Genomic DNA, 21,565 nt, shown 5'->3' with positions numbered 1-21,565 from the left:
TGGCGTCTTTAATCCACTTGCGAGTTTGCATGATACCGAGCATCCTTCCGCCGTCACAGAGCTGTTATCTAAGCGCTCAATACAAGAGCTCAGCACAAGAACTCATCTCAAGAGCTTAGTAAAAGCACGTAGCAACAGGAGCAAGTAATGCTACCTTGGCTTTCCTCGCCATATCCTAACTTTCCAACCACCGCTACGGCCCTGGATTCCCCCAACGGCCTGCTGGCAGCCGGTGGAGAGCTTTCCCCCGTTTGGCTGGTAGAAGCCTACCGGCGGGGAATCTTTCCGTGGTTCAGCGATGACGACCCCATTTTATGGTGGAGTCCAGACCCGCGCATGATACTCCTACCCGAGCAATTTAAGCAGCGTCGTAGTCTGACCAAGCGATTACGCCATGGTGGCTTCCATATCACCCTGGATCAACACTTCGATCAGGTTATTCAGGCCTGTGCCGCCCCCCGCGACGAAGAAGGCGGCACCTGGATCACTGCCGAAATGCGCGACGCTTACAGCCAGCTAAATGCACTCGGCATTGCCCATAGCATTGAAGTCCATCAAAACGGACAGTTGGTAGGTGGCCTGTATGGTATCGCAATGGGGCCGGTGTTTTTTGGCGAATCGATGTTCTCCCGCACACCAGACGCCTCCAAGGTAGCGCTAGCCCACCTAGCCAGGGCTATGCGCGAGCATGATGGTAAGCTCATCGACTGCCAAATGCATACCCCTCACTTGGCCAGCCTGGGCGCTATTACAGTCGCTCGCGAGGCATTCATCAACTATCTTAAAAACTGGTTACCCGATAAGGCGTTTACGTTACCCTCATCACCCGTTGAAATACCGGCTGTTCCTGCATCGCTGTGGCTGAAGGCGATTGCTACTGAGGATAACGATTAGAGATGAACTCATTCTGTTTCACCCAGGAGGCAAGCTGTGAGTAGTAACACTCCGCGTCGCCCGGTGCGGGATTTGCGCTTCTTCCTTACCGTGCCTCATTCTTGCAGCTATTTACCCGGCAGAGAGGCGACGACGCTGTTCCTCGACCCTCAGGAGTCACCTGTGCCTGGCGTCTATGACTCGCTGGCACTGCTAGGGTTTCGTCGCAGCGGGCGTCATCTATACCGTCCTCACTGCGAAGGATGCAACGCCTGCCGCTCGGTGCGTATTCCGGTTGAGCAGTTTGAGTCTAATCGCACACAGCGTAAAATCTGGCGTCGCAATGCCGATATTAGCATCCGCATCATGCCCGCTTACTTTGCATCCACCCACTACTCGCTTTACGCTGATTATATTCGTCAGCGCCATGCTGACGGTGATATGTATCCGCCCAGCCGTGAACAGTACCGCACGTTTCTCACTCTTGATGAGCCCTATGCTCATCTCATGGAAATGTACCTTCACGACGAACTGGTCGGCGTGGCTGCCTTTGACCAACTGGAACATGGCCTATCCGCCATCTACACCTTCTTTGCCGTTAGCGAGGAACTGGATAAGCGTTCACTCGGCACTTTTGCCATTCTCAAACTGGTAGAGCTCAGCCGACAAAAAGAGCTTCCGCACCTATATTTAGGGTATTGGATCGAAGAGTGCCGTAAGATGCGCTACAAACAGGCTTTTGCGCCGCTAGAAATTCTTGATGGGCGCCATTGGCGGCAGTTAATTCGCTAAAGACGTAAGCTTTTTTGCCTTGACGGCAGGCTTACGGCACAATATATCGCTGTTTCTTGAGTGCCCACCTAGCAGCACTCAAATTCTGACCGATTATTACATTACTAACTCATAAGTGAGGACATGCCTATATGGCACGCGAAGATCATATTGAAATGGAAGGCGTTATCGTCGATACCCTTCCGAACACCATGTTTCGTGTTGAGCTGGAAAACGGTCACGTTGTTACCGCTCACATCTCTGGCAAAATGCGCAAAAACTATATCCGCATTCTGACCGGCGATAAGGTAAAAGTAGAGCTAACACCTTACGATCTTTCTAAAGGCCGTATCGTATACCGTTCGCGCTAAGTCGTTGCACCGTTAACGCGTTCGGCTGATCTCAACTGTTCCCGCTAGACTGTGTTTAACGACAGCGCCGATCAGCGTCAATGGCTGTTCACTAAAAACGACAACGCCCCGTCAATGACAGGGCGCTGCGTTTTGGCTGCTTGTAGTAAACAAGCGCGATTAGCTTTTAAGCGCCTTAGCGCCCTTTTCAGGGCGCATCGGCCATTTCCGTTTCTGTGGCAAGGTGAAGTTCGCCCTCTTCCAGGCTGACATGAACAATGCCACCCTGATCAGCCAACTCACCAAACAGAATCATCTCGGCTAATGGCTTCTTCAGCTTCTCTTGAATGAGGCGCGCCATTGGGCGTGCACCCATATCAGGATCATAGCCTTTGTCGGCCAGCCAATCCCGCGCCATGTCGTCCACATCCAGTTGAACACGCTTCTCATCCAGCTGCGCCTGCAGTTCTATCAAGAACTTGTCGACCACGTTGCGTACAACAGAAACCGGCAGTGAGTGGAACTGGATAATGCTATCCAGGCGATTGCGGAACTCTGGCGAGAACGTGCGACGGATCACTTCCATGGCATCGGTCGAGTGGTCTTGATGCTGGAAACCAATCGAACGGCGTGACGCCTGCTCGGCACCGGCGTTAGAGGTCATGATCAGGATAACGTGGCGGAAATCCGCTTCGCGTCCGTTATTATCCGTTAAGCGACCGTGATCCATCACTTGCAGTAGCAGGTTGAAGACTTCCGGGTGCGCTTTTTCAATCTCATCCAACAACAGTACACAGTGCGGCTGTTTAGTGACTGCTTCGGTCAACAGGCCACCTTGGTCATAACCAACATAACCTGGAGGCGCACCAATCAGACGCGAAACGGTATGACGCTCCATGTACTCCGACATATCAAAGCGAACCAGCTCAATGCCCATAATATGCGCAAGCTGCTTGGCCACTTCGGTTTTACCCACCCCGGTGGGACCAGCAAACAAGAAGCTACCCACCGGTTTGTCGGGCGCTTTGAGCCCCGCACGGGACAGCTTAATAGCCGCTGAGAGGCTATCGATTGCTTCATCCTGACCAAAGACCAGCATTTTCAGGTCACGGTCGAGCTTTTCAAGCAGCTTACGATCAGAGCTTGAAACACTCTTCGGCGGAATACGCGCAATAGAGGCCACGACGGCTTCTACTTGCTCAACGTCAATCGTTTTAGCGCGCACTTCCGGCGGTAATAGCCGCTGGTGAGCGCCCGCCTCGTCAATCACGTCAATCGCTTTGTCAGGCAGGAAGCGATCATTGATATAGCGATCCGCCAACCGCGCTGCGCTTTCTAATGCACCGTCGGTGTACTTAAGCTCATGGTGCTCTTCAAAGCGTGAACGCAGACCTTTGAGGATCTTGATGGTATCGTCAACCGACGGCGCCATTACGTCCACTTTTTGGAAGCGGCGCGCTAACGCACGGTCTTTTTCAAAGATACCGCGGAATTCCTGGAACGTGGTTGAACCAATGCAGCGTAGCTCGCCCGAAGAGAGCATCGGCTTAAGCAGGTTCGACGCATCCATCACACCGCCGGAGGCGGCACCCGCACCGATGACGGTGTGGATTTCATCAATGAAAAGCACTGCGTTAGGCTGTTTACGAAGCTCGCCAAGCAGGCTCTTAAGACGTTTCTCAAAATCACCGCGGTATTTGGTGCCCGCCAGCAACGCGCCCATATCGAGCGAGTAAACCACTGCGTCGGCAATGACATCGGGCACGTCTTTTTCAACAATACGTTTGGCCAAACCTTCAGCAATCGCGGTTTTACCTACGCCAGCCTCACCCACCAGAAGCGGGTTATTCTTGCGACGACGCGCCAGGATCTGAACGACGCGCTCAAGCTCATGGTCGCGGCCAATCAACGGATCGATTTTGCCCAGCCGCGCCTGCTCGTTCAAATTAGTGGCATAACCAGTAAGCGGGTGTGCAGCACCTTCGTTGCTTCCCTCTTCTGCATCTTCATTTTCTGCTGACGAGGGCGAAGGAGATGGCCCGTGACCAGCCACTTTAGAGATACCGTGGGCAATGTAATTCACCGCGTCAACGCGGGCTACGCTTTGCTGTTTAAGGAAGTAAACCGCCTGGCTCTCTTGTTCAGAGAAGATAGCCACCAGCACATTCGCGCCGGATACTTCGCTCTTACCAGATGACTGAACATGGAAAACCGCACGCTGTAAAACGCGTTGAAATCCGAGCGTGGGTTGTGTTTCACGATCACCCTGACCCTCTGGGATCAGCGGGGTGGTCGAGTTGATAAAATCCTGCAGATCGGACCGCAGTTTGTCGAGGTTAGCCCCGCACGCCTTCAGTACGTCTACCGCTGAGGCATTATCCAGCAACGCTAGCAGCAGGTGCTCAACGGTCATAAACTCGTGGCGCTTGGAGCGGGCCACGGTAAAGGCCGTGTTCAGGGTCATTTCAAGTTCTTTGCTCAGCATGGCAGTCCCCTTTTCGCTACTACCTAGGGCGTATCGCCACCTAGGGCTTGCGTCGGATCAGTTTAATCGACCGGCACTCTCAACATCGGGTACAAATGGCACGGTTGCAAGCCTCACCACCAATTATTTCTCAACGCTTTTTAATTGGCGGCCTCAATATCACTTATCAACGGATGCTCACACTCACGGGCGTACTCGTTTACCTGATAGCTTTTGGTTTCCGCTATATCGCGCGTAAACACGCCGCAAGTGGCCTTTCCTTGGGTATGTACCGCGAGCATGACCTGAACGGCCGTCTCGCTATCCATGTTGAAAAAACCTTGTAGTACTTCAATAACGAATTCCATCGGCGTGTAGTCGTCATTATGAAGCACCACCTTATAAAGCGGCGGTTGCGCCAGCGCTGGTTCTGCCGGCTGCACCGCTATATCGCCATCTTCATCGGGCATATCTGGACGTGTCATTCCCGCGTAGACGGGAAAATCGACCAAGTATGAACTCTCTAGGTTGGACATAAGCAGCACGGTTGGTTGTCTCAAGACTGACCGATGCAAGCATCGCTACGTTTCACTATAGCTAATTCACAGCGATGGCGAATTTACAGCTATAACGAATTTACTAGAACGTAAGACGCTGCCGATCAGCAAGGGTTCATGGAAAAAGTAAAATATCACAGGATGTAGTAGCGAAGGCAGTGTAAAACCCCGCCCACCAAGCCAAGCGGGCGGGGGTTCAGGCTTAAATCGAAGACGGGAGCGATTAGCCTTTAGCGACGATGGATAACGTCTCGTTGAGGGTCTTGCTGGGACGCATCACTTTGTCCGTCAACTCATGGTCAGGATGGTAGTAGCCACCAATATCGGTAGGCTGGCCCTGCACCCTATTAAGCTCATCGACAATCGTCGCCTCTTTGGCTTTTAGCGCTTCGGTTAAGCGACCGAACAGTTCCTGCATTTCGGCATCACCACTCTGCTCAGCCAAGGCTTCTGCCCAGTATAGCGCTAAATAGAAATGGCTACCGCGATTGTCGAGTTCACCCACTTTGCGTGAAGGTGACTTGTTACTATCCAGGAACTTACCGTTGGCCTGATCGAGCGCCTTGGCTAACATTTTCGCTCGGGCGTTATCGAACGTGCTGCCCAGATGCTCAAGCGAAGCGGCTAAGGCTAAAAATTCACCCAGTGAGTCCCAACGCAGGTGGTTCTCTTCCAACAGCTGTTGAACGTGCTTAGGGGCAGAGCCACCAGCGCCAGTTTCAAACAGGCCACCGCCATTCATCAACGGTACGATCGAAAGCATCTTGGCGCTGGTACCGAGCTCCATGATCGGGAACAGATCGGTCAGATAGTCACGCAGAACGTTACCGGTCACGGAGATGGTATCTTCGCCCTTGCGGATACGCTCCAGCGAGAAGCGCATCGCGTCTTCCGGCGTCATGATGCGAATATCCAGGCCAGCGGTATCATGCTCTTTCAAGTAGCTTTCTACTTTCTTGATCAGCTGAGCATCGTGGGTGCGCTGCGCGTCCAGCCAGAAAATAGCCGGGGTGCCGCTTTCACGAGCGCGGTTCACCGCCAGTTTCACCCAGTCACGAACCGGGGCATCTTTGGTCTGGCACATACGCCAGATGTCGCCCTGCTCTACGCTGTGCTCAAGCACGACGTTGCCGTCGGCATCCGTGACCCGCACGGTGCCGTCGGTGGGAATCTGGAAGGTCTTGTCGTGAGAACCGTACTCTTCAGCTTTCTGCGCCATAAGGCCGACGTTAGGCACGCTGCCCATGGTGGTCGGATCAAACGCACCGTGCTGTTTGCAGTCTTCGATCACGGTTTGGTAGATACCGGCGTAGCAGCGATCAGGAATTACCGCTTTAACATCGTGCAGTTGGTCGTCGGCACCCCACATCTTACCGGAGTCACGAATCATCGCAGGCATGGACGCATCGATAATCACGTCGCTGGGCACGTGCAGGTTGGTGATGCCTTTATGAGAATTCACCATTGCAAGGCGTGGACGCTCGGCATACAGCGCCTGGATCTCGTCCTCAATTTGCTTCTGACGCTCTGCAGGCAGCGACTTAATTGCCGAGTAGAGATCGCCAATACCGTTATTGGGATCAAAGCCTGCCTGCTTCAGCTCATCCGCGTGCTTGCTAAGCACGTCCTGATAGAACTCACTAACCACCATACCGAACATGATCGGATCAGAGACTTTCATCATGGTCGCTTTGAGGTGCAGCGAGAACAGCACATCTTTAGCTTTGGCGTCGGCCACTTCTTCCGCCACGAAACGACGCAGCGCGTTACGGCTCATCACCGCACCGTCAACGACTTCGCCTTCGAGTACTGGCGTTTTCTGCTTGAGCACTGTTGTGCTGCCATCTTTAGCGACCAGCTCAATCTTAAGATCGGTAGCTTTTTCAATCAGCGCCGACTTCTCACTGCCGTAAAAATCGCCTTCACTCATATGCGCCACGTGGGACTTGGAGTCGCTGCTCCACTCGCCCATGCGGTGCGGGTATTTACGCGCATAATTTTTAACCGACAGCGGTGCGCGGCGGTCTGAGTTACCTTCACGCAACACCGGGTTAACGGCACTGCCTTTGGTTTTGTCGTAACGCGCCTGAATGTCTTTCTCTTCGTCAGTCTGGGGCGCTTCCGGGTAGTCAGGAAGCTTGTAGCCCTGCTGCTGCAGCTCTTTAATCACCGCTTTTAACTGAGGCAGTGAAGCACTGATGTTAGGTAATTTGATGATGTTAGCTTCTGGGGTCTTGGTCAGTTCGCCAAGCTCGGCCAGGTGATCGCCGATCTGTTGCTCTTCGCTCAGGTAATCAGGAAACTGAGAGATAATCCGAGCGGCCAGTGAAATATCGCGCGTCTCTACCTGGATACCCGCTGAATCGGTGAAGGCATCGATAATCGGCAACAGGGAGTACGTCGCAAGCGCGGGGGCTTCGTCGGTGAGCGTATAGATGATCTTCGGCGTTTTGGTCATTTTTGCGTTAACCTCTCTTGTCACTACGATTGCAAGAAATCTTGAGCGGAGCGCGAGTTCACTAATGGCCGGGTCTCTAGCCTGTTTATAACGATGACGCCCCCAGCACGCCCCAGCAGCTAGGCCGGAGTATACCAGCGCTGTCCGCCATGCGCATTGTCGACATGTCCCGTCCAAAGAGCGCATAGAAAGTAAAAAGAGTAACGAGATGTCATGAGCAACCTCTATCTATTGCATAAGCCGTTTCAAGTATTAAGCCAGTTCAGCGACCGCGAAGGACGCCAAACACTGGCTCAATATATTGATGTCAAAGACATTTACCCTGCTGGGCGGCTTGACTACGACTCTGAAGGCCTGCTGCTGCTCAGCGACGACGGCGAGTTGATTCATCGCATCTCTCATCCACGCCACAAACAGCCCAAAACCTACTGGGCGCAGGTCGAAGGGCAAATAGATGACACGGCCCTCAAGGCGCTGCGTCAGGGCATTACCCTCAAAGATGGCCCGACCCAGCCAGCGAAGGCTCGCCGAATGGAGCCTCCCACCACCGCCTTGCGCCAATCTCCTATCGACCCCAAGCGCCACCCGTCGACTAGCTGGCTGGAGCTAACCATTAGCGAAGGGCGCAATCGCCAGGTTCGCCGTATGACCGCTCACGTAGGCTTTCCTACGCTGCGCTTGATTCGCGTCTCCATTGGCCCCTGGACATTGGAAGGGTTAGCGCCTGGCGAGTGGCGTAAAGAGACCCTACACGCGCCCCGACCGGCGAATACAACCCCAAATAAGCGAACGGCTCAGCGAGCACGACCCGCCGCGAAACGCAGGAAGCCATCATGAGCCTTATTCACAGCACTGCTGCCTGTGTCATACAGCGAGGCGAGCACTTCTTAATGGTGGAAGAGCAGCGCGGCGGACCGCATAACGTATTTAATCAGCCCGCCGGGCATATCGAATCTGGCGAGGGGCCCATTACAGCCATTCTGCGTGAAGTAGTGGAAGAGACTGCCTGGCAAGTGTCGCTTACCGGCTACCTGGGCCTATACGTTTTTCATACCGACGAAGGGCAAACGTTTCACAGCCACGGCTTTATCGGCACGCCGCTGGAACAGCTCGACCTCGCCCTGGACCCTGACATTACCGCCACCCATTGGCTAACGCTGGAACAAATACGCGCCTTGGAACAGCAGTCACGCCTTCGCAGCCCACTGGTACTCAAACGTATTGAGGATGCACTCAGCGGGCCGTGTTACCCGCTGGCGGTGATTCGCGAGTGAAGCACTCGAAGCAGTCACTCCCCATCGTGTATAATCCTCGCCCAATTGCGCATTGCATATTTGCACCCTACTTCAACTGAGGATGCCCATGTCATCCACTGACCCAACTACACCAAGCTCATCCACTACTGTGTCATCCGCCACAGCCGTTAATGGAAAAGTGATTGTCGGTATGTCCGGCGGCGTTGACTCGTCCGTTTCTGCCCTTCTTCTCATGCAGCAAGGCTATGAGGTGGAAGGCCTGTTTATGAAAAACTGGGATGAAGACGACGGCACTGAATACTGCACGGCCAAAGAGGATCTCGCCGACGCCGAGGCTGTCTGCGAAAAGCTGGGTATTAAGCTGCATACTGCTAATTTTGCCGCCGAGTACTGGGATAACGTATTTGAGCACTTTTTAGCCGAATACAAAGCGGGCCGCACGCCCAACCCGGATATTCTGTGTAACCGGGAAATCAAGTTTAAGGTGTTTCTTGAGTACGCCGAAATGCTCGGGGCCGACAAAATCGCTACCGGCCACTATGTTCGCCAAGGCGTTCGTGAAGGCCGACCGCGCCTATTGAAAGGGCTCGACGGTAATAAAGACCAAAGCTATTTCCTGCATGCGGTGCCGGAAGCCGCCATTGCCCGCACCCTGTTCCCCGTGGGCGAACTGGAAAAGCCCGCCGTGCGTGCGCTGGCAGAAGAGCATGGACTGATTACCGCCAAGAAAAAAGATTCTACCGGTATCTGCTTTATCGGCGAGCGGCGCTTTCGCGACTTCCTTCAGCAGTATCTACCCGCCCAGCCTGGCACCATTGAAACGCCGGATGGCGATGTCATCGGCAAACATATGGGGCTGATGTACTACACCCTTGGCCAGCGCCAGGGGCTAGGCATTGGTGGGCTTGCCAACTACTCAGAAGAGCCCTGGTACGTGGCGGCGAAAGACTTGGATCGCAACGTACTGATCGCGGTGCAGGGTAAGCACGATCAACTGCTTTACTCCGACACCTTGGCCACCGAGGCGATGGACTGGGTGGCAGGCGAGCCGCCGGTTCAGCAGGGTCGCTTTACCGCCAAAACGCGCTACCGGCAAAGTGACTGCGGCTGTGAAATACGCGTACTGCCCGACGGCGGCGTAGAGGTCACCTTCGATGATCCGCAGTGGGCAGTCACGCCTGGCCAGTCGCTGGTGCTTTACGATGGCGACATTTGCTTGGGCGGCGGCGTTATTCGTGCCACCTGGAAGAAAGCCGCGGAGGCTGCTGCATGAACCCCACTACGCCGATTCATCGCGCGCCTGATTCCCCGGCAGCTCGCCAAGCGCTGGCGCTGGCCGGTGTGTTTCAAGCCGCCAGTCTGGTGGACGAACTCGCCCGCACCGGTCAGGTAGACCCGCGCGCCTGGGAAACGTTGATTGAAGCCACCGTGGATACCAATCCGGCAAGCTTCGAAGCCATCTATGGCGGCCACCCCAACAACTTGCGCCGCGGCCTGGACACGCTGGAAGCTCTGGTAGGTCGCAAGCAGGCGAACCCGGTGGTACTGCGTTACGGTTTTTCACTGCTCATGCTGATGAATAAGCTGCGCACCAATACCGGCATGATGGATTCCCTGGGCCAAAAGCTTACCCGTATCCAGGGTCAGGCCGAGCACTTCGGCCCCACCCATGAAAACGTGGTCGCCAGCCTAGGGGAGGCGTACCAAGAGACGATCTCCACCTTTAAAACCCGCATTGTGGTGCAAGGCGACCCATCCCTGCTGCAAAGTCGCATGATGCCTGAACGCGTTCGCGCCTGCTTAATGGCTGGCATTCGCTTTGGACTACTGTGGCACCAGCAAGGCGGTCGGCGCTGGAAGCTCGTGTTTCAGCGCAAAGCGCTACGCCGTGCACTGGACAGCCTCAACTAGTCCGCCGATCTATTTGACCGACTTGTTCTCGATTAATCTGCTCTCGACTAATTTTCTTTCGAACTTCCTGGAAACCATGCCATGCAACTCTCTGCTTTGACCGCCCTCTCCCCCGTTGACGGCCGCTACGCCTCTAAAGCCGCCGCCCTGCGCGAACACTTCAGCGAATTCGGCCTGATCCGCGCCCGTGTGATTGTGGAAGTTCGCTGGTTGCAGCGCTTGGCCGAGCACACGAAAATCGTTGAAGTGCCGCCCCTCTCCGCTGAAGCGACGGCGTTTCTTGAGCAGTTGATTCGTGAGTTTTCGATTGCCGATGCCGAGCGGATCAAAGAGATTGAGCGCACCACCAATCACGACGTCAAAGCGGTTGAGTACTTCCTGAAAGAGAAGATCGCCGGTCAGGCCGAGCTCCACGCAGTCACCGAGTTCATTCACTTTGCCTGCACCAGCGAAGATATCAACAACCTCTCTTACGGTGTGATGCTCAGCGACGGCTTAAAAGCCATGCTGCCCACCATGCACGAAGTGGCTGACGAAATCGCCAAGCTGGCAATTGCCCATGCCGCCCAGCCCATGCTGTCGCGTACTCATGGTCAAACCGCCACCCCGACCACATTAGGCAAAGAGATGGCCAACGTTGCCTACCGCCTTAAGCGCCAGCTTAAGCAGATTGAAGCGGTGGAAGTGCTTGGCAAAATCAATGGCGCCGTGGGTAACTACAACGCCCACCTGACCACCTACCCTGAGATCGACTGGGAAGCCAATGCGCGTACTTTTGTGGAAGGCCTGGGACTAACGTTCAACCCTTACACGACTCAGATCGAACCTCATGACTATATCGCCGAACTGTTTGATGCCATTTGCCGCTTCAATACGATCCTGATCGACTTTGATCGAGACGTATGGGGTTACATCTCACTGGGCTACTTTAAGCAGCGCACGGTCGAGGGCGAAATTGGCTCATCCACCATGCCGCATAAAGTTAACCCAATCGACTTTGAGAACTCCGAGGGCAACCTGGGCCTGGCCAACGCGGTGCTTAGCCACCTTGCGCAAAAGCTGCCGATCTCCCGCTGGCAGCGCGACCTGACTGACTCCACCGTGCTGCGTAACCTTGGCGTCGGCCTGGCCTATGGCTTGATTGCTTATCACGCCAGCCTCAAAGGCATCAGCAAGCTTGAAGCCAACCCTGAACGTTTAGACGCTGACCTGGATAACAGCTGGGAAGTGCTCGCCGAACCGATTCAAACGGTGATGCGCCGCTACGGCATCGAGAAGCCCTATGAAAAACTCAAGCAGTTGACCCGGGGCAAACGTATTGACCAAGCGGGCTTTGCAGCGTTTATTGATACGCTTGAACTGCCCAGCGACGTCAAAACCGAATTGAAGGCACTCTCACCGGCCAACTATATTGGTAATGCTAAGGCACAGGCCGAAGCGCTGACACATCAGCTAGACTCGCTATAACCCATTTGCTGTAACCCATTTGTTGTGACCAACTTGCTGTGACCAACGTTACTGCGACCACTACACCAGGACACGCCATGAACCATCACGATAAGCCGCTAACACTGCTGGGCGATCTTACCGCCGCAGACTTTCTGGCCAATTATTGGCAGCAAAAGCCGCTGCTGATTCGTGGCGCAATGCCCGACTTCATTAGCCCGATTGAAGCTGATGAGCTGGCGGGACTCGCCTGCGAGCCTGGCGTAGAGGCGCGCCTGGTCGAAGAAGAAGGCCCCGATGGGCCTTGGCAGGTCTCCCACGGCCCCTTTGATGAAGCCACCTTTGAACGACTGCCAGAGAACAACTGGAGTCTTCTCGTGCAGGCCGTTGACCATTACGTGCCTGCGGTCGCCGCGCTAATGGACGAGTTTGACTTCCTGCCACGCTGGCGGCTCGATGACGTCATGATCAGCTACGCGCCTCCTGGCGGCAACGTGGGCGCGCATATCGATCAATACGATGTCTTTTTACTCCAAGCCAGCGGCCATCGTCGCTGGCAGTTGGGCGGCAAGCTCACGGAAGATGCGCCGATCATCCAAGGTATCGATCTCCGCATCCTGAAAGAATTCACCGTAGAGCCGGATTCCGACTGGGTGCTTGATCCCGGCGACATGCTCTATCTACCCCCCGGCTGGGCACATCACGGTGTGAGCCAAAGCGATGATTGTATGACGATCTCGATTGGCTTTCGCGCGCCCTCCGCCGATGAGGCGATTACCTCCTATGCCGATTATTTGGGCGAACAGCTTCCTGCATCACAGCGTTATAGTGATGCGGGCATGGCGCCTGCCGAGCAGGCCGGTGAGCTGGACGACGCCGCCGTTGAGCGCATGCGTCAACTAATTATGTCGACGTTGGATAACCCGACCCAAGTTGCCCAGTGGTTTGGTCGAGTGATGACCCAGCCAAAATATGTTGATCAAGTAGTGCCGCTTGAAACACCGCTAACCGAAGCAGCGCTTGTTGCTCAACTACAAGAGGGTGAACCGCTCTACCATATGCCTGGCTCACGCTTTGCCTGGCGCCGCGATACCAGCGGTACCACGCTATTTGTGGATGGTGACGGCCACGCCTGTTCAACTGAATTAGCCAAACGCCTAGCCGACACCACGCCCCTTTACGCTGAAGACCTTGAGCTTGACGGTGCCGCCGCGCTTATTACCCAGTTGGTCAACACCGGCAGCTTGGGCTTTATGAGCGATGAGAGTGAGGACGACGAGGAGTATTAATGGCCATTACTCACATTAGCACTGGTGACTGGGAGACACTTGGCTCGGCGGCTAGCGAGATCCGCCGCAAGGTGTTTATCGATGAGCAGAACGTGCCACAGGAAGAGGAGTGGGATGGACTGGATCCCGCGTGCCAGCACTTTCTCGCTATGCTTGACGGCCAGCCAGTGGGCACCGCACGCCTGCTTCCCGATGCGCACATTGGCCGTGTCGCGGTAGTCGCTAATGCCCGCGGCACCGGTATTGGCGTACTGCTGATGCAGGCTGCGATTGAGGCGGCACGTCATGCGGGCCACCCCCAGGTGGCCCTGAGCGCTCAGGTGCATGCGCTGGCGTTTTATGAGCGGCTGGGCTTCGTCGCTCATGGCGATGAATTCTTGGATGCGGGCATTCCACATCGAGAAATGACACTTTCGCTCGATTAATAAGCCCTCTTGATTAATCTCTAGCACTGCCTCGGCAGTGCTTTTTTATGCCTGTTTGACGAAAAACCACTACACAAACCCTCCCTTCCTCTACCTCCCTGTCGTCGGGTTACAACGACCTCTGCCCCCAAGTGTCAATTGTTGAAGGCGCCATCCTCGTGGATAGTTATTGCATTGCAGCGTTAAGCCGATTTGGTCAATCCATCACCCCGCTCAACGCTGTAGCTGAGGTCTCTAGCGTTACTGCTTCCAGCTTTCAAGACGTTTGCATGAGAGACGATTGGCCTAGAGACACAATCAAGAAATTCAATAATGCTAAATACAATTTCGCAGGTGCAGCATAAGCAAAAGCTGATTTGCGAAACACTATCCAGCCCGAAGAGGATAAGCTCATGACAGGACTGCTCGACGATATCAAAGCAATGGCCCAGTTACGCGAAGCGCAAGGCGGCAAATGGGAAGCCATCAAACCGGAGTACGCCGCCCGTATGCGTGCTCAAAACCGCTTTCACACCGGCCTGGATATTGCGCGCTACAACGCCAAAATCATGCGCGAGGATATGGCCGCCTATGATGCTGATACCTCACAGTACACCCAGTCGCTGGGCTGCTGGCACGGCTTTATTGGTCAGCAGAAGTTGATCTCGATCAAAAAGCACTTTGGCACCACCAAGCGTAGCTACCTCTACCTTTCCGGCTGGATGGTGGCCGCGCTGCGCTCCGAGTTCGGCCCGCTGCCCGACCAGTCAATGCACGAAAAAACCTCTGTCGCGAATCTCATCGAAGAACTCTATACCTTCCTGAAACAAGCTGATGCGTGGGAGCTTAACCACCTGTTCCGTGCCCTGGATGAAGCCAAAGAGGCTGGCGACAAATCAAAAGAGCAGGAACTGGTCGGTAAAATCGACAACTATGAAACCCATATCGTCCCGATCATCGCCGATATCGACGCTGGCTTTGGTAACGCAGAAGCCACCTACCTGCTCGCCAAAAAGTTTATTCAAGCGGGCGCCTGCTGCATCCAGCTGGAAAATCAGGTCTCCGATGAGAAGCAGTGCGGTCACCAGGACGGTAAAGTCACCGTGCCCCACGAAGACTTCCTGGCTAAAATTAACGCCGTGCGTTACGCCTTCCTCGAACTCGGTATTGAAGACGGCGTGATCGTGGCACGTACCGACTCACTCGGCGCAGGCTTGACGCAAAAAATTGCTGTCACCAATGAGCCAGGCGACCTGGGCGATCAGTACAACAGCTTCCTCGACGGTGATGTGATCGAAAACGCCGCCGACATTAATAACGGCGACGTTGTCATCAAGCAGAACGGTAAGCTGGTTAAGCCCAAGCGCCTCGCCTCTGGCCTTTACCAGTTCAAGGCAGGCACTGGCGAAGACCGCGTTATTCTTGACTGCATCACCAGCCTGCAAAACGGCGCCGACCTGCTGTGGATCGAAACCGAAAAACCCCACGTGGGCCAGATCGCCAGCATGGTTAACCGGATTCGCGATGTGGTGCCGGATGCCAAACTGGTCTACAACAACTCGCCGTCGTTCAACTGGACACTGAACTTCCGTCAGCAGGTGTTCGATGCGTGGCAGGAAGAGGGCAAAGATGTGTCAGCTTACCAGCGTGACAAGCTGATGAGCGCTGAGTACGACGAGACCGAACTTGGTCAGTTGGCCGATGAGTGGACACGCAACTTCCAGCGCGACTCGTCTCGCGAAGCAGGCATCTTCCATCACCTGATTACGCTGCCGACTTACCACACGGCCGCTCTCTCCACTGACAACTTGGCGAAAGGCTACTTCGGCGATGAAGGCATGTTGGCTTACGTGAAAGGCGTCCAGCGCCAGGAAATTCGTCAGGGTATCGCTACGGTTCGCCACCAGGATATGGCAGGCTCCAATATCGGTGATGATCATAAAGAGTTCTTCCACGGTGATGCCGCGCTCAAGGCAGGTGGCAAAGACAACACCATGAATCAATTTGGGTAGTAATCACCCACGTTACTTTCTGATCCTTGCACAGGAGGCCTAACGGCCTCCTGTTTTGGTTCGCGCTGGGTATTTGCACACTGTTTTCTTAATACGCTGTTACACTCTCCGTTATGATGTCCCTTGACTACTTTTTTGTCAGCTTTGACCTTTTCCATCGATTGCTGGTCAAAACGGTTCACATCAGCTATCTTTAGCGAACACCGTTCTATAACTAAAATCGTTCCTCACTTTGCCTTTTAACGACGGCTGTGTGGGCGACAGTTAATTCAATAGATACTTTGGAGGTTTTAATGAAACGTCTTCTTCTACCGGCTGTAGCTTTAAGTATTCTCACGTTGGCTGGATGTGCCAACACCTCGGGATACTCAGGTGATGTCTATAGCGGCAACCAAGCAAAAACCGGCCAAAGTGTTACTTACGGCACTATCGTGGCGATTCGTCCGGTACAGATCCAAGCCGATAGCCGCGCTGGAGGCCTTTTAGGCAGCGGCGGTGGCGCTATTATCGGCGGCCTTCTGGGTAACCAAGTGGGTGGTGGTTCAGGCCGTCAGTTGGCAACCGTAGCAGGCGCACTCGGTGGTGCCGTCGCGGGTACGGCGGCTGAAGACGCGACTAACCGCGTTGACGCACTGGAAATGGAAATTCGTCGTGACGACGGTACCGACGTTATCGTTGTACAACGTGCAGATCGCCAGTTCCAAGCGGGTCAGCGGGTACGCTTAATTGGTAGCGGCGCTAGCATGAGTGTTGCACCTTATTAATTGATTGCTGTTGGTCAATAGTATTTTGTTATCAAAAAAGCCCGGCCACCTAATAAGGTGGCCGGGCTTTTTTATAGCAACTGACTTTTATGGCGGCTAACTTAATGATGGGTCTTGTTACTTGCCCAATTAGCCAGTGCCATGATGGCCCAGCCAATAAGAGCTAGCAGAATGACCACCAACAGCATCTCTACGGGCTGGATCAGAGTAGTGGCACCCAGTACTGCCAGCGAAATCACCCATAAGTAGCGATTGTTGCCATGGCTCTTCAGCACACTGGGCAACATCTTATCTAACCCTTGGCTAACGCCCTTGTTCCAGCGTTCATTGACAAAATAAGCAATCAGGCAAAAGGCGACAAGCCAAATAATCAAGATCGTCATTGCATGCTCCAAAATGATAGGGCAAAGAAAAAAGTGATGGCCGTAGGGTATCCCTGGTCACCCTGACGCGCAATACCGTCGAAAGTGGTGGGTAGGAAAAAGCGCTCCGACCCCCTGACAAGTCAGCCTACACGCGTTACCATATTGGAACATGCACTCACCGAAAGGTTATTCCATGCAAATTGCGCAAAACTCGGTTGTCGCGTTTCACTACACTCTGACTAACGATGCAGGTGAAGTGCTAGACAGTTCTGAAGGCCGTGAGCCGCTTACCTACCTCCATGGCGCCGGTAACATTATTCCGGGCCTTGAGAAAGAGCTGGAAGGCCGTGCTGCTGGCGAAAAGCTGAACGTTAGCGTTTCTCCTGAAGAAGGTTATGGCGAGCTGCAAGAGCAGCTAATGCAAGAAGTACCGCGTGATGCGTTCCAGGGCGTAGAAAGCATTGAGCCGGGCATGCAATTCCAAGCCCAGACTCAAGGTGGCCCGCTGATGGTTACTGTTAAGAAAGTTGAAGGCGATACGGTCGTTGTTGATGGCAACCACCCGCTGGCAGGCCAGCAACTCAACTTTGACGTTGAGATCGCTGAAGTACGTGAAGCGAGTAGTGAAGAAGTTGAGCACGGCCACGTGCACGGCGAAGGCGGCGTTGAGCACTAAGACGCTCGCGCTACCGACCAGAAAGGTGACCTGCGGGTCACCTTTTTTGTGGCTAACGAAAAATTTGCTTATTCATCGGGTATCAGTACTAGCTGCCCGTATCGCACGCTTCGCGACGAGGTAACTTCGGCGGCAAACTGTTTGAGCGCACGCCCCTGCCCTTTGAGCAACGCCACCTCCAGGCAACTGTCATGATTGATATGCACGTGAAGGGTCGAAAGCGTGAGGTCATGATGATCATGGGAATGGCGAGTCAAGCGCTTGGACAGCTCACGAGCGGCATGATCGTAGACATACACCAGCGCGCCCATGCAGGGCGAATCCGGTGCAGCCTCTTCTCTCACCTGCTTTAAGCCACTGCGGGTTAAATCACGAATCGCTTCTGAGCGATTTTGGTAGCCGCGCTCTTGCATCAACGCATCTACCTCTGCCACCAGTTCCTCATCAAGCGTTACCGTTACACGCTGCATTCACGCCTCCTCTTATAAGACCTGCTTTCCATGTGCTGCCGCCACCGTTAGTATGATGTTATTGTAAAAACATCATACTAAATAGCGTAAAGGATAAAGCGATGGCTCCACCAACTCGGCCTATCTTACTGGGTATTGCGCTAAGTTGTTTAGCTGCCATCAGCACCGCCGAGGCAAAAGAGCAGTTAATTCTGGCCATTGGTGGCGAACCCGAACAGGGCTTCGATCCACTTTTGGGTTGGGGGCAGTACGGCAATCCACTGTTTCAGTCGACGCTGTTTTCACGAGGCAGAGACCTTTCACCCCAGCCAGAATTAGCCACCGAGTGGTCGCTCTCTGAAGATCGCCTCACCTGGACGCTAACGCTACGTGAAGACGCCCGCTTTGCCGACGGTACCTCGTTGACCGCCGAAGACGTGGCCTACACCTTTAATACCGCGGCAGAGGCAGGTGGGCGGGCAGACTTAAGCGCGCTCGAAGAGGCCAATGCCGTCGATGATCAGACCGTTACCCTTCGCCTTCACACCCCGCGAATTACCTTTATAGACCAACTGATGACGCTGGGCATTGTGCCCCACGCCAAGCGGGATAATGGCTATAGCGAGCAATACGGCCGACATCCCTTGGGCTCTGGACCCTATCAACTGGTGGAGTGGCAGGAAGGCGAACAGCTGATAGTTGAACGCAATCCCTATTTTTACGGCCCCGCCCCCGCCTTTGATCGCCTGATATTTCTGTTTACCAATGAAGACGCCACGCTCAGTGCGGCCCATGCAGGCCAGGTCGATATCGCATCCATTCCACCGGTGTTGGCAGCCAATGTGCCTGGGCATATGCAACGGGTCACCATGGAGAGCGTCGATAATCGCGGCATTCTTTTCCCCATGCAGCCTGCAAATGGCGAACACGCCGCTTCCGGCGCACCGATTGGCAATGACGTGACCGCGGATCTTGCGATTCGTCAGGCGATTAACCTCGCCGTGGACAGGCAGACATTAGTAGAGGTAGCGCTGCATGGCTACGGCCGCCCCGCCTACGGTCCTGCCGATGGGCTCTCTTGGAGCAGTGAAGAAGAGCGCATTGAAGCACCAGATATGACCCGCGCTGAGGAGCTTCTCGACGCAGCAGGCTGGCAGCGAGGCGACGATGGCCTGCGCTATAAAGATGGTCTACCCGCTCGTTTTCGGCTTACCTACCCCTCAAGCGATACCACCCGACAACTGCTTGCGGAAGTGAGTGCCGAGATGGTTCGCCCATTGGGCATCGAGATGCAGCCAACAGGCCGCCACTGGGATGAAATCCAGCGTGAAGCGCTTCATCAGGACGCCATCATGTTCGGCTTTGGCAGTCACAGCCCCCAGGAGGTCTACTACCTTTTCCACAGTCAGCATGCCGGTAACGGTTTTTATAACAGCGGCTTCTACGCCAACGCTGAAGTGGATACACATTTAGATGCCGCCCAGGCCTCGGAGAGTGTCGAAACAGCTAACCAGTACTGGCGCGCTGCCCAGTGGGATGGCAGCACTGGCTATGGCGTACGCGGCGATAGCAGCTGGGCGTGGCTGGTTAACCTTGAACACGTTTACTTCGCCAACACCTGTTTAGACGTTGGCGAGCTTGGCGTTGCTCCCCATGGCCACGGCTGGCCCATCACTGCTAACCTGCTTGAATGGCGCTGGACATGCGATTAATCCCGCGTATCGCAAGGCGTCTTGGCCGCCTGACGCTGGTGCTGCTGTGCGTCGCCCTGGTGTCATTTGGTCTGATGATGGTCTCGCCCGTCGACCCCGTGGATGCCTACCTTGGGCCGCAGATGGCTCAAGTCAGCCCTGAGCAGCGTGCCCTGATTGCCGAACGCTGGGGATTCGATGCGCCACCCGCCGTTCAATTTGGCCACTGGTTGCGCCAGCTGGTAAGCGGTGATTTAGGCTGGAGCCATGTTTATAACCAGCCGATCAGCGAGGTTATTGGTCAGCGATTTCAGCGCTCAATCATGCTTCTGGGCTGCGCCTGGCTACTCGCAGCGTTGTTAGGGTTTAGCCTAGGCGTTGTGGCAGGTGCAAAAGAGGGCTCCACGCTGGATAACATCATTAGCACCTACGCCTATATTACCGCCTCCACGCCTGCTTTTTGGCTGGCGATACTCGCCGTGCTGCTATTTTCGGTGACCCTGGGTTGGACACCCACCTGCTGCGCAGGCCCCACTGGGGTCTTGAATCAAGATGTCACCCTTGCCGCCCGATTGCATCATCTGCTACTGCCCGTCATCACTCTGGCACTGCTGGGCATCGCCAATATCACTCTGCATACCCGTGCCCGCATGCTGGAACTAATGCGCTCTGAGGTGGCAACCCACGCCTTCGCCCAGGGCGCTAGCCGGTTTGATATCGCTTGGCGGCACGGCATTCGTCACGCCAGCTTACCGGCGATTACGCTTGCGTTTGCTTCGCTGGGGGAGCTCTTTGGTGGCTCGATTCTCATCGAGCAAGTCTTTGCTTACCCCGGTTTAGGGCAAGCCACGGTAGCAGCGGGCTTGCGTAGCGACGTTCCCCTACTGCTGGGCATTGCGCTCTTTACCGCGCTGTTTGTTAGCGTCGGTAATATGATCGCCGATAGCCTGTATAGCGCTATCGACCCGCGCATGACGTCAGGTGGCCTATGAACTCAGGCCAACCAACCAGCTATCCACCACCCAATCTCTATTCACAGCCACGACTTCGTGCCGCACTCAGCTTGGTCGTTACCACCCTGCTGGTGATGGGGTTAATCGCTAGCCAGTGGCTGCTGGGCGATTCGCCCCAGCAGATGCAGTTTGATGCTCGACTAGCGCCGCCCAGCGTTGATCACTGGCTCGGCACTGACGCGTTGGGCCGGGAACTCTGGGCGCGCACGCTGGCGGGGCTGGCACTTAGCTTTTGGGTGGGCTGCCTGGCCGCTCTACTGAGTACACTGATCGCGCTGAGCTTGGCTGCCCTAGCCACGCTGTCGTCTCGGCTGGATACACTGGTGAGTTTGCTGATTGATACACTGCTTAGCGTACCGCATCTCATTTTATTGATATTGATCGCCTTTGCGCTGGGCGGCGGCACCCAGGCGGTGATTATTGCCGTGGCGGTGACCCATTGGCCAAGCCTTGCCCGAGTGCTGCGCGCCGAGCTTTTGCAATTACGCCAGGCCCCCTATGTGCGAATCTCCCGGGCGCTAGGTAAATCACGCTGGTTTGTGCTCCACTGCCACCTGTTACCTCACCTAATCCCCCACTGTTTGGTCGGCGCCCTACTGCTGTTCCCTCATGCCATTCTCCACGAAGCGGCATTGACCTTTTTGGGCTTTGGCTTGAGCCCCAGCCAGCCCGCTATTGGCGTACTGCTGGCCGATGCCATGCGCTATTTAAGCGGCGGTTACTGGTGGCTGGGGGTATTTCCCGGCCTGGGGCTGCTGTTGATGGTGCTGGGATTCGAGCGCCTTTCCACTCATCTACGCCGGGCCCTTTAGCGCT

At 55.0% G+C, this 21,565-nt stretch carries 21 protein-coding genes; 16 read left to right on the top strand and 5 right to left on the bottom strand.

Features of this window, described 5'->3' with window-relative positions; translation table 11 throughout:
- The first annotated feature begins 147 nt into the window (after nt 1-147).
- The 3 genes from aat (at nt 148) to infA (ending at nt 2,015) form a co-directional block, all read left to right on the top strand.
- Nucleotides 148-894: a leucyl/phenylalanyl-tRNA--protein transferase gene (gene aat, locus Q3Y66_RS05775; RefSeq protein ID WP_008958430.1), complete on the top strand. Its 747-nt coding sequence runs from the start codon at nt 148-150 to the stop codon at nt 892-894.
- A 36-nt stretch (nt 895-930) separates the two neighbouring features.
- Entirely contained in the window at nt 931-1,665 is a 735-nt protein-coding gene (locus tag Q3Y66_RS05770) for an arginyltransferase (RefSeq protein ID WP_035586988.1), read from the top strand.
- A gap of 131 nt (nt 1,666-1,796) precedes the next feature.
- Nucleotides 1,797-2,015 (top strand): translation initiation factor IF-1, encoded by a 219-nt coding sequence (gene infA, locus Q3Y66_RS05765; protein ID WP_007111068.1) that lies wholly within the window; start codon nt 1,797-1,799, stop codon nt 2,013-2,015.
- A gap of 187 nt (nt 2,016-2,202) precedes the next feature.
- On the opposite strand, the gene clpA is transcribed toward infA, so the two are convergent.
- The 3 genes from clpA to Q3Y66_RS05750 form a co-directional block, all read right to left on the bottom strand.
- Nucleotides 2,203-4,479, bottom strand: coding sequence for an ATP-dependent Clp protease ATP-binding subunit ClpA (gene clpA / locus Q3Y66_RS05760; protein WP_008958432.1), 2,277 nt, complete (start codon nt 4,477-4,479; stop codon nt 2,203-2,205).
- Between the two features lie 140 nt (nt 4,480-4,619).
- Entirely contained in the window at nt 4,620-4,928 is a 309-nt protein-coding gene (gene clpS / locus Q3Y66_RS05755; RefSeq protein WP_008958433.1) for an ATP-dependent Clp protease adapter ClpS, read from the bottom strand.
- Nucleotides 4,929-5,238: 310 nt separating this feature from the next.
- Complete coding sequence (locus tag Q3Y66_RS05750) at nt 5,239-7,473, bottom strand: NADP-dependent isocitrate dehydrogenase (RefSeq protein ID WP_008958434.1); 2,235 nt, start codon at nt 7,471-7,473, stop codon at nt 5,239-5,241.
- A 213-nt stretch (nt 7,474-7,686) separates the two neighbouring features.
- Between Q3Y66_RS05750 and Q3Y66_RS05745 the strand changes: the two genes are divergently transcribed.
- From Q3Y66_RS05745 to Q3Y66_RS05705, 9 genes are all read left to right on the top strand, one after another.
- Nucleotides 7,687-8,310, top strand: coding sequence for a pseudouridine synthase (locus Q3Y66_RS05745; protein ID WP_008958435.1), 624 nt, complete (start codon nt 7,687-7,689; stop codon nt 8,308-8,310).
- Nucleotides 8,307-8,747 carry an NUDIX domain-containing protein gene (locus Q3Y66_RS05740; RefSeq protein WP_008958436.1) on the top strand — a complete coding sequence of 147 codons (441 nt, stop codon included), beginning with the start codon at nt 8,307-8,309 and terminating at the stop codon, nt 8,745-8,747. Before Q3Y66_RS05745 ends, Q3Y66_RS05740 begins: the two co-directional genes overlap by 4 nt.
- 82 nt (nt 8,748-8,829) lie before the next feature.
- Complete coding sequence (gene mnmA, locus Q3Y66_RS05735) at nt 8,830-10,002, top strand: tRNA 2-thiouridine(34) synthase MnmA (RefSeq protein ID WP_050805307.1); 1,173 nt, start codon at nt 8,830-8,832, stop codon at nt 10,000-10,002.
- Nucleotides 9,999-10,640 (top strand): high frequency lysogenization protein HflD, encoded by a 642-nt coding sequence (gene hflD / locus Q3Y66_RS05730; RefSeq protein ID WP_008958438.1) that lies wholly within the window; start codon nt 9,999-10,001, stop codon nt 10,638-10,640. Before mnmA ends, hflD begins: the two co-directional genes overlap by 4 nt.
- 81 nt (nt 10,641-10,721) lie before the next feature.
- A complete protein-coding gene (purB, locus tag Q3Y66_RS05725; protein ID WP_008958439.1) occupies nt 10,722-12,107 on the top strand; it encodes an adenylosuccinate lyase in 1,386 nt (461 codons plus the stop codon).
- 77 nt (nt 12,108-12,184) lie between these two features.
- Nucleotides 12,185-13,375, top strand: a complete 1,191-nt coding sequence (locus Q3Y66_RS05720) for a cupin domain-containing protein (protein WP_008958440.1) — start codon at nt 12,185-12,187, stop codon at nt 13,373-13,375.
- Nucleotides 13,375-13,800 (top strand): GNAT family N-acetyltransferase, encoded by a 426-nt coding sequence (locus Q3Y66_RS05715; protein WP_008958441.1) that lies wholly within the window; start codon nt 13,375-13,377, stop codon nt 13,798-13,800. Before Q3Y66_RS05720 ends, Q3Y66_RS05715 begins: the two co-directional genes overlap by 1 nt.
- A gap of 392 nt (nt 13,801-14,192) precedes the next feature.
- Nucleotides 14,193-15,791 (top strand): isocitrate lyase, encoded by a 1,599-nt coding sequence (locus tag Q3Y66_RS05710; protein WP_008958442.1) that lies wholly within the window; start codon nt 14,193-14,195, stop codon nt 15,789-15,791.
- A 293-nt stretch (nt 15,792-16,084) separates the two neighbouring features.
- Nucleotides 16,085-16,555, top strand: coding sequence for a glycine zipper 2TM domain-containing protein (locus Q3Y66_RS05705; RefSeq protein ID WP_008958443.1), 471 nt, complete (start codon nt 16,085-16,087; stop codon nt 16,553-16,555).
- A gap of 101 nt (nt 16,556-16,656) precedes the next feature.
- Here the strand turns inward: Q3Y66_RS05705 and Q3Y66_RS05700 are convergent, their stop codons facing one another.
- Nucleotides 16,657-16,938, bottom strand: a complete 282-nt coding sequence (locus tag Q3Y66_RS05700; protein WP_008958525.1) for a hypothetical protein — start codon at nt 16,936-16,938, stop codon at nt 16,657-16,659.
- 175 nt (nt 16,939-17,113) lie between these two features.
- On the opposite strand from Q3Y66_RS05700, the gene Q3Y66_RS05695 reads away from it, so the two are divergent.
- Complete coding sequence (locus tag Q3Y66_RS05695) at nt 17,114-17,596, top strand: peptidylprolyl isomerase (RefSeq protein ID WP_008958526.1); 483 nt, start codon at nt 17,114-17,116, stop codon at nt 17,594-17,596.
- 68 nt (nt 17,597-17,664) lie between these two features.
- Here the strand turns inward: Q3Y66_RS05695 and nikR are convergent, their stop codons facing one another.
- Entirely contained in the window at nt 17,665-18,066 is a 402-nt protein-coding gene (nikR, locus tag Q3Y66_RS05690; RefSeq protein WP_008958527.1) for a nickel-responsive transcriptional regulator NikR, read from the bottom strand.
- 101 nt (nt 18,067-18,167) lie between these two features.
- On the opposite strand from nikR, the gene Q3Y66_RS05685 reads away from it, so the two are divergent.
- The 3 genes from Q3Y66_RS05685 to Q3Y66_RS05675 are packed head-to-tail and all read left to right on the top strand — an operon-like array spanning nt 18,168 to nt 21,561.
- Nucleotides 18,168-19,757 carry an ABC transporter substrate-binding protein gene (locus Q3Y66_RS05685; protein WP_008958528.1) on the top strand — a complete coding sequence of 530 codons (1,590 nt, stop codon included), beginning with the start codon at nt 18,168-18,170 and terminating at the stop codon, nt 19,755-19,757.
- Nucleotides 19,748-20,728, top strand: coding sequence for an ABC transporter permease (locus Q3Y66_RS05680; RefSeq protein ID WP_008958529.1), 981 nt, complete (start codon nt 19,748-19,750; stop codon nt 20,726-20,728). Before Q3Y66_RS05685 ends, Q3Y66_RS05680 begins: the two co-directional genes overlap by 10 nt.
- Complete coding sequence (locus Q3Y66_RS05675; protein WP_008958530.1) at nt 20,725-21,561, top strand: ABC transporter permease; 837 nt, start codon at nt 20,725-20,727, stop codon at nt 21,559-21,561. Before Q3Y66_RS05680 ends, Q3Y66_RS05675 begins: the two co-directional genes overlap by 4 nt.
- The last annotated feature ends 4 nt before the right edge of the window (nt 21,562-21,565 follow it).

The organism is Halomonas sp. HAL1 (genome assembly GCF_030544485.1).
GTDB lineage: Bacteria > Pseudomonadota > Gammaproteobacteria > Pseudomonadales > Halomonadaceae > Vreelandella > Vreelandella arctica.
The sequence above is the reverse complement of the archived record's forward strand: the minus strand, read 5'-3'. Positions and strand labels throughout refer to the sequence as shown.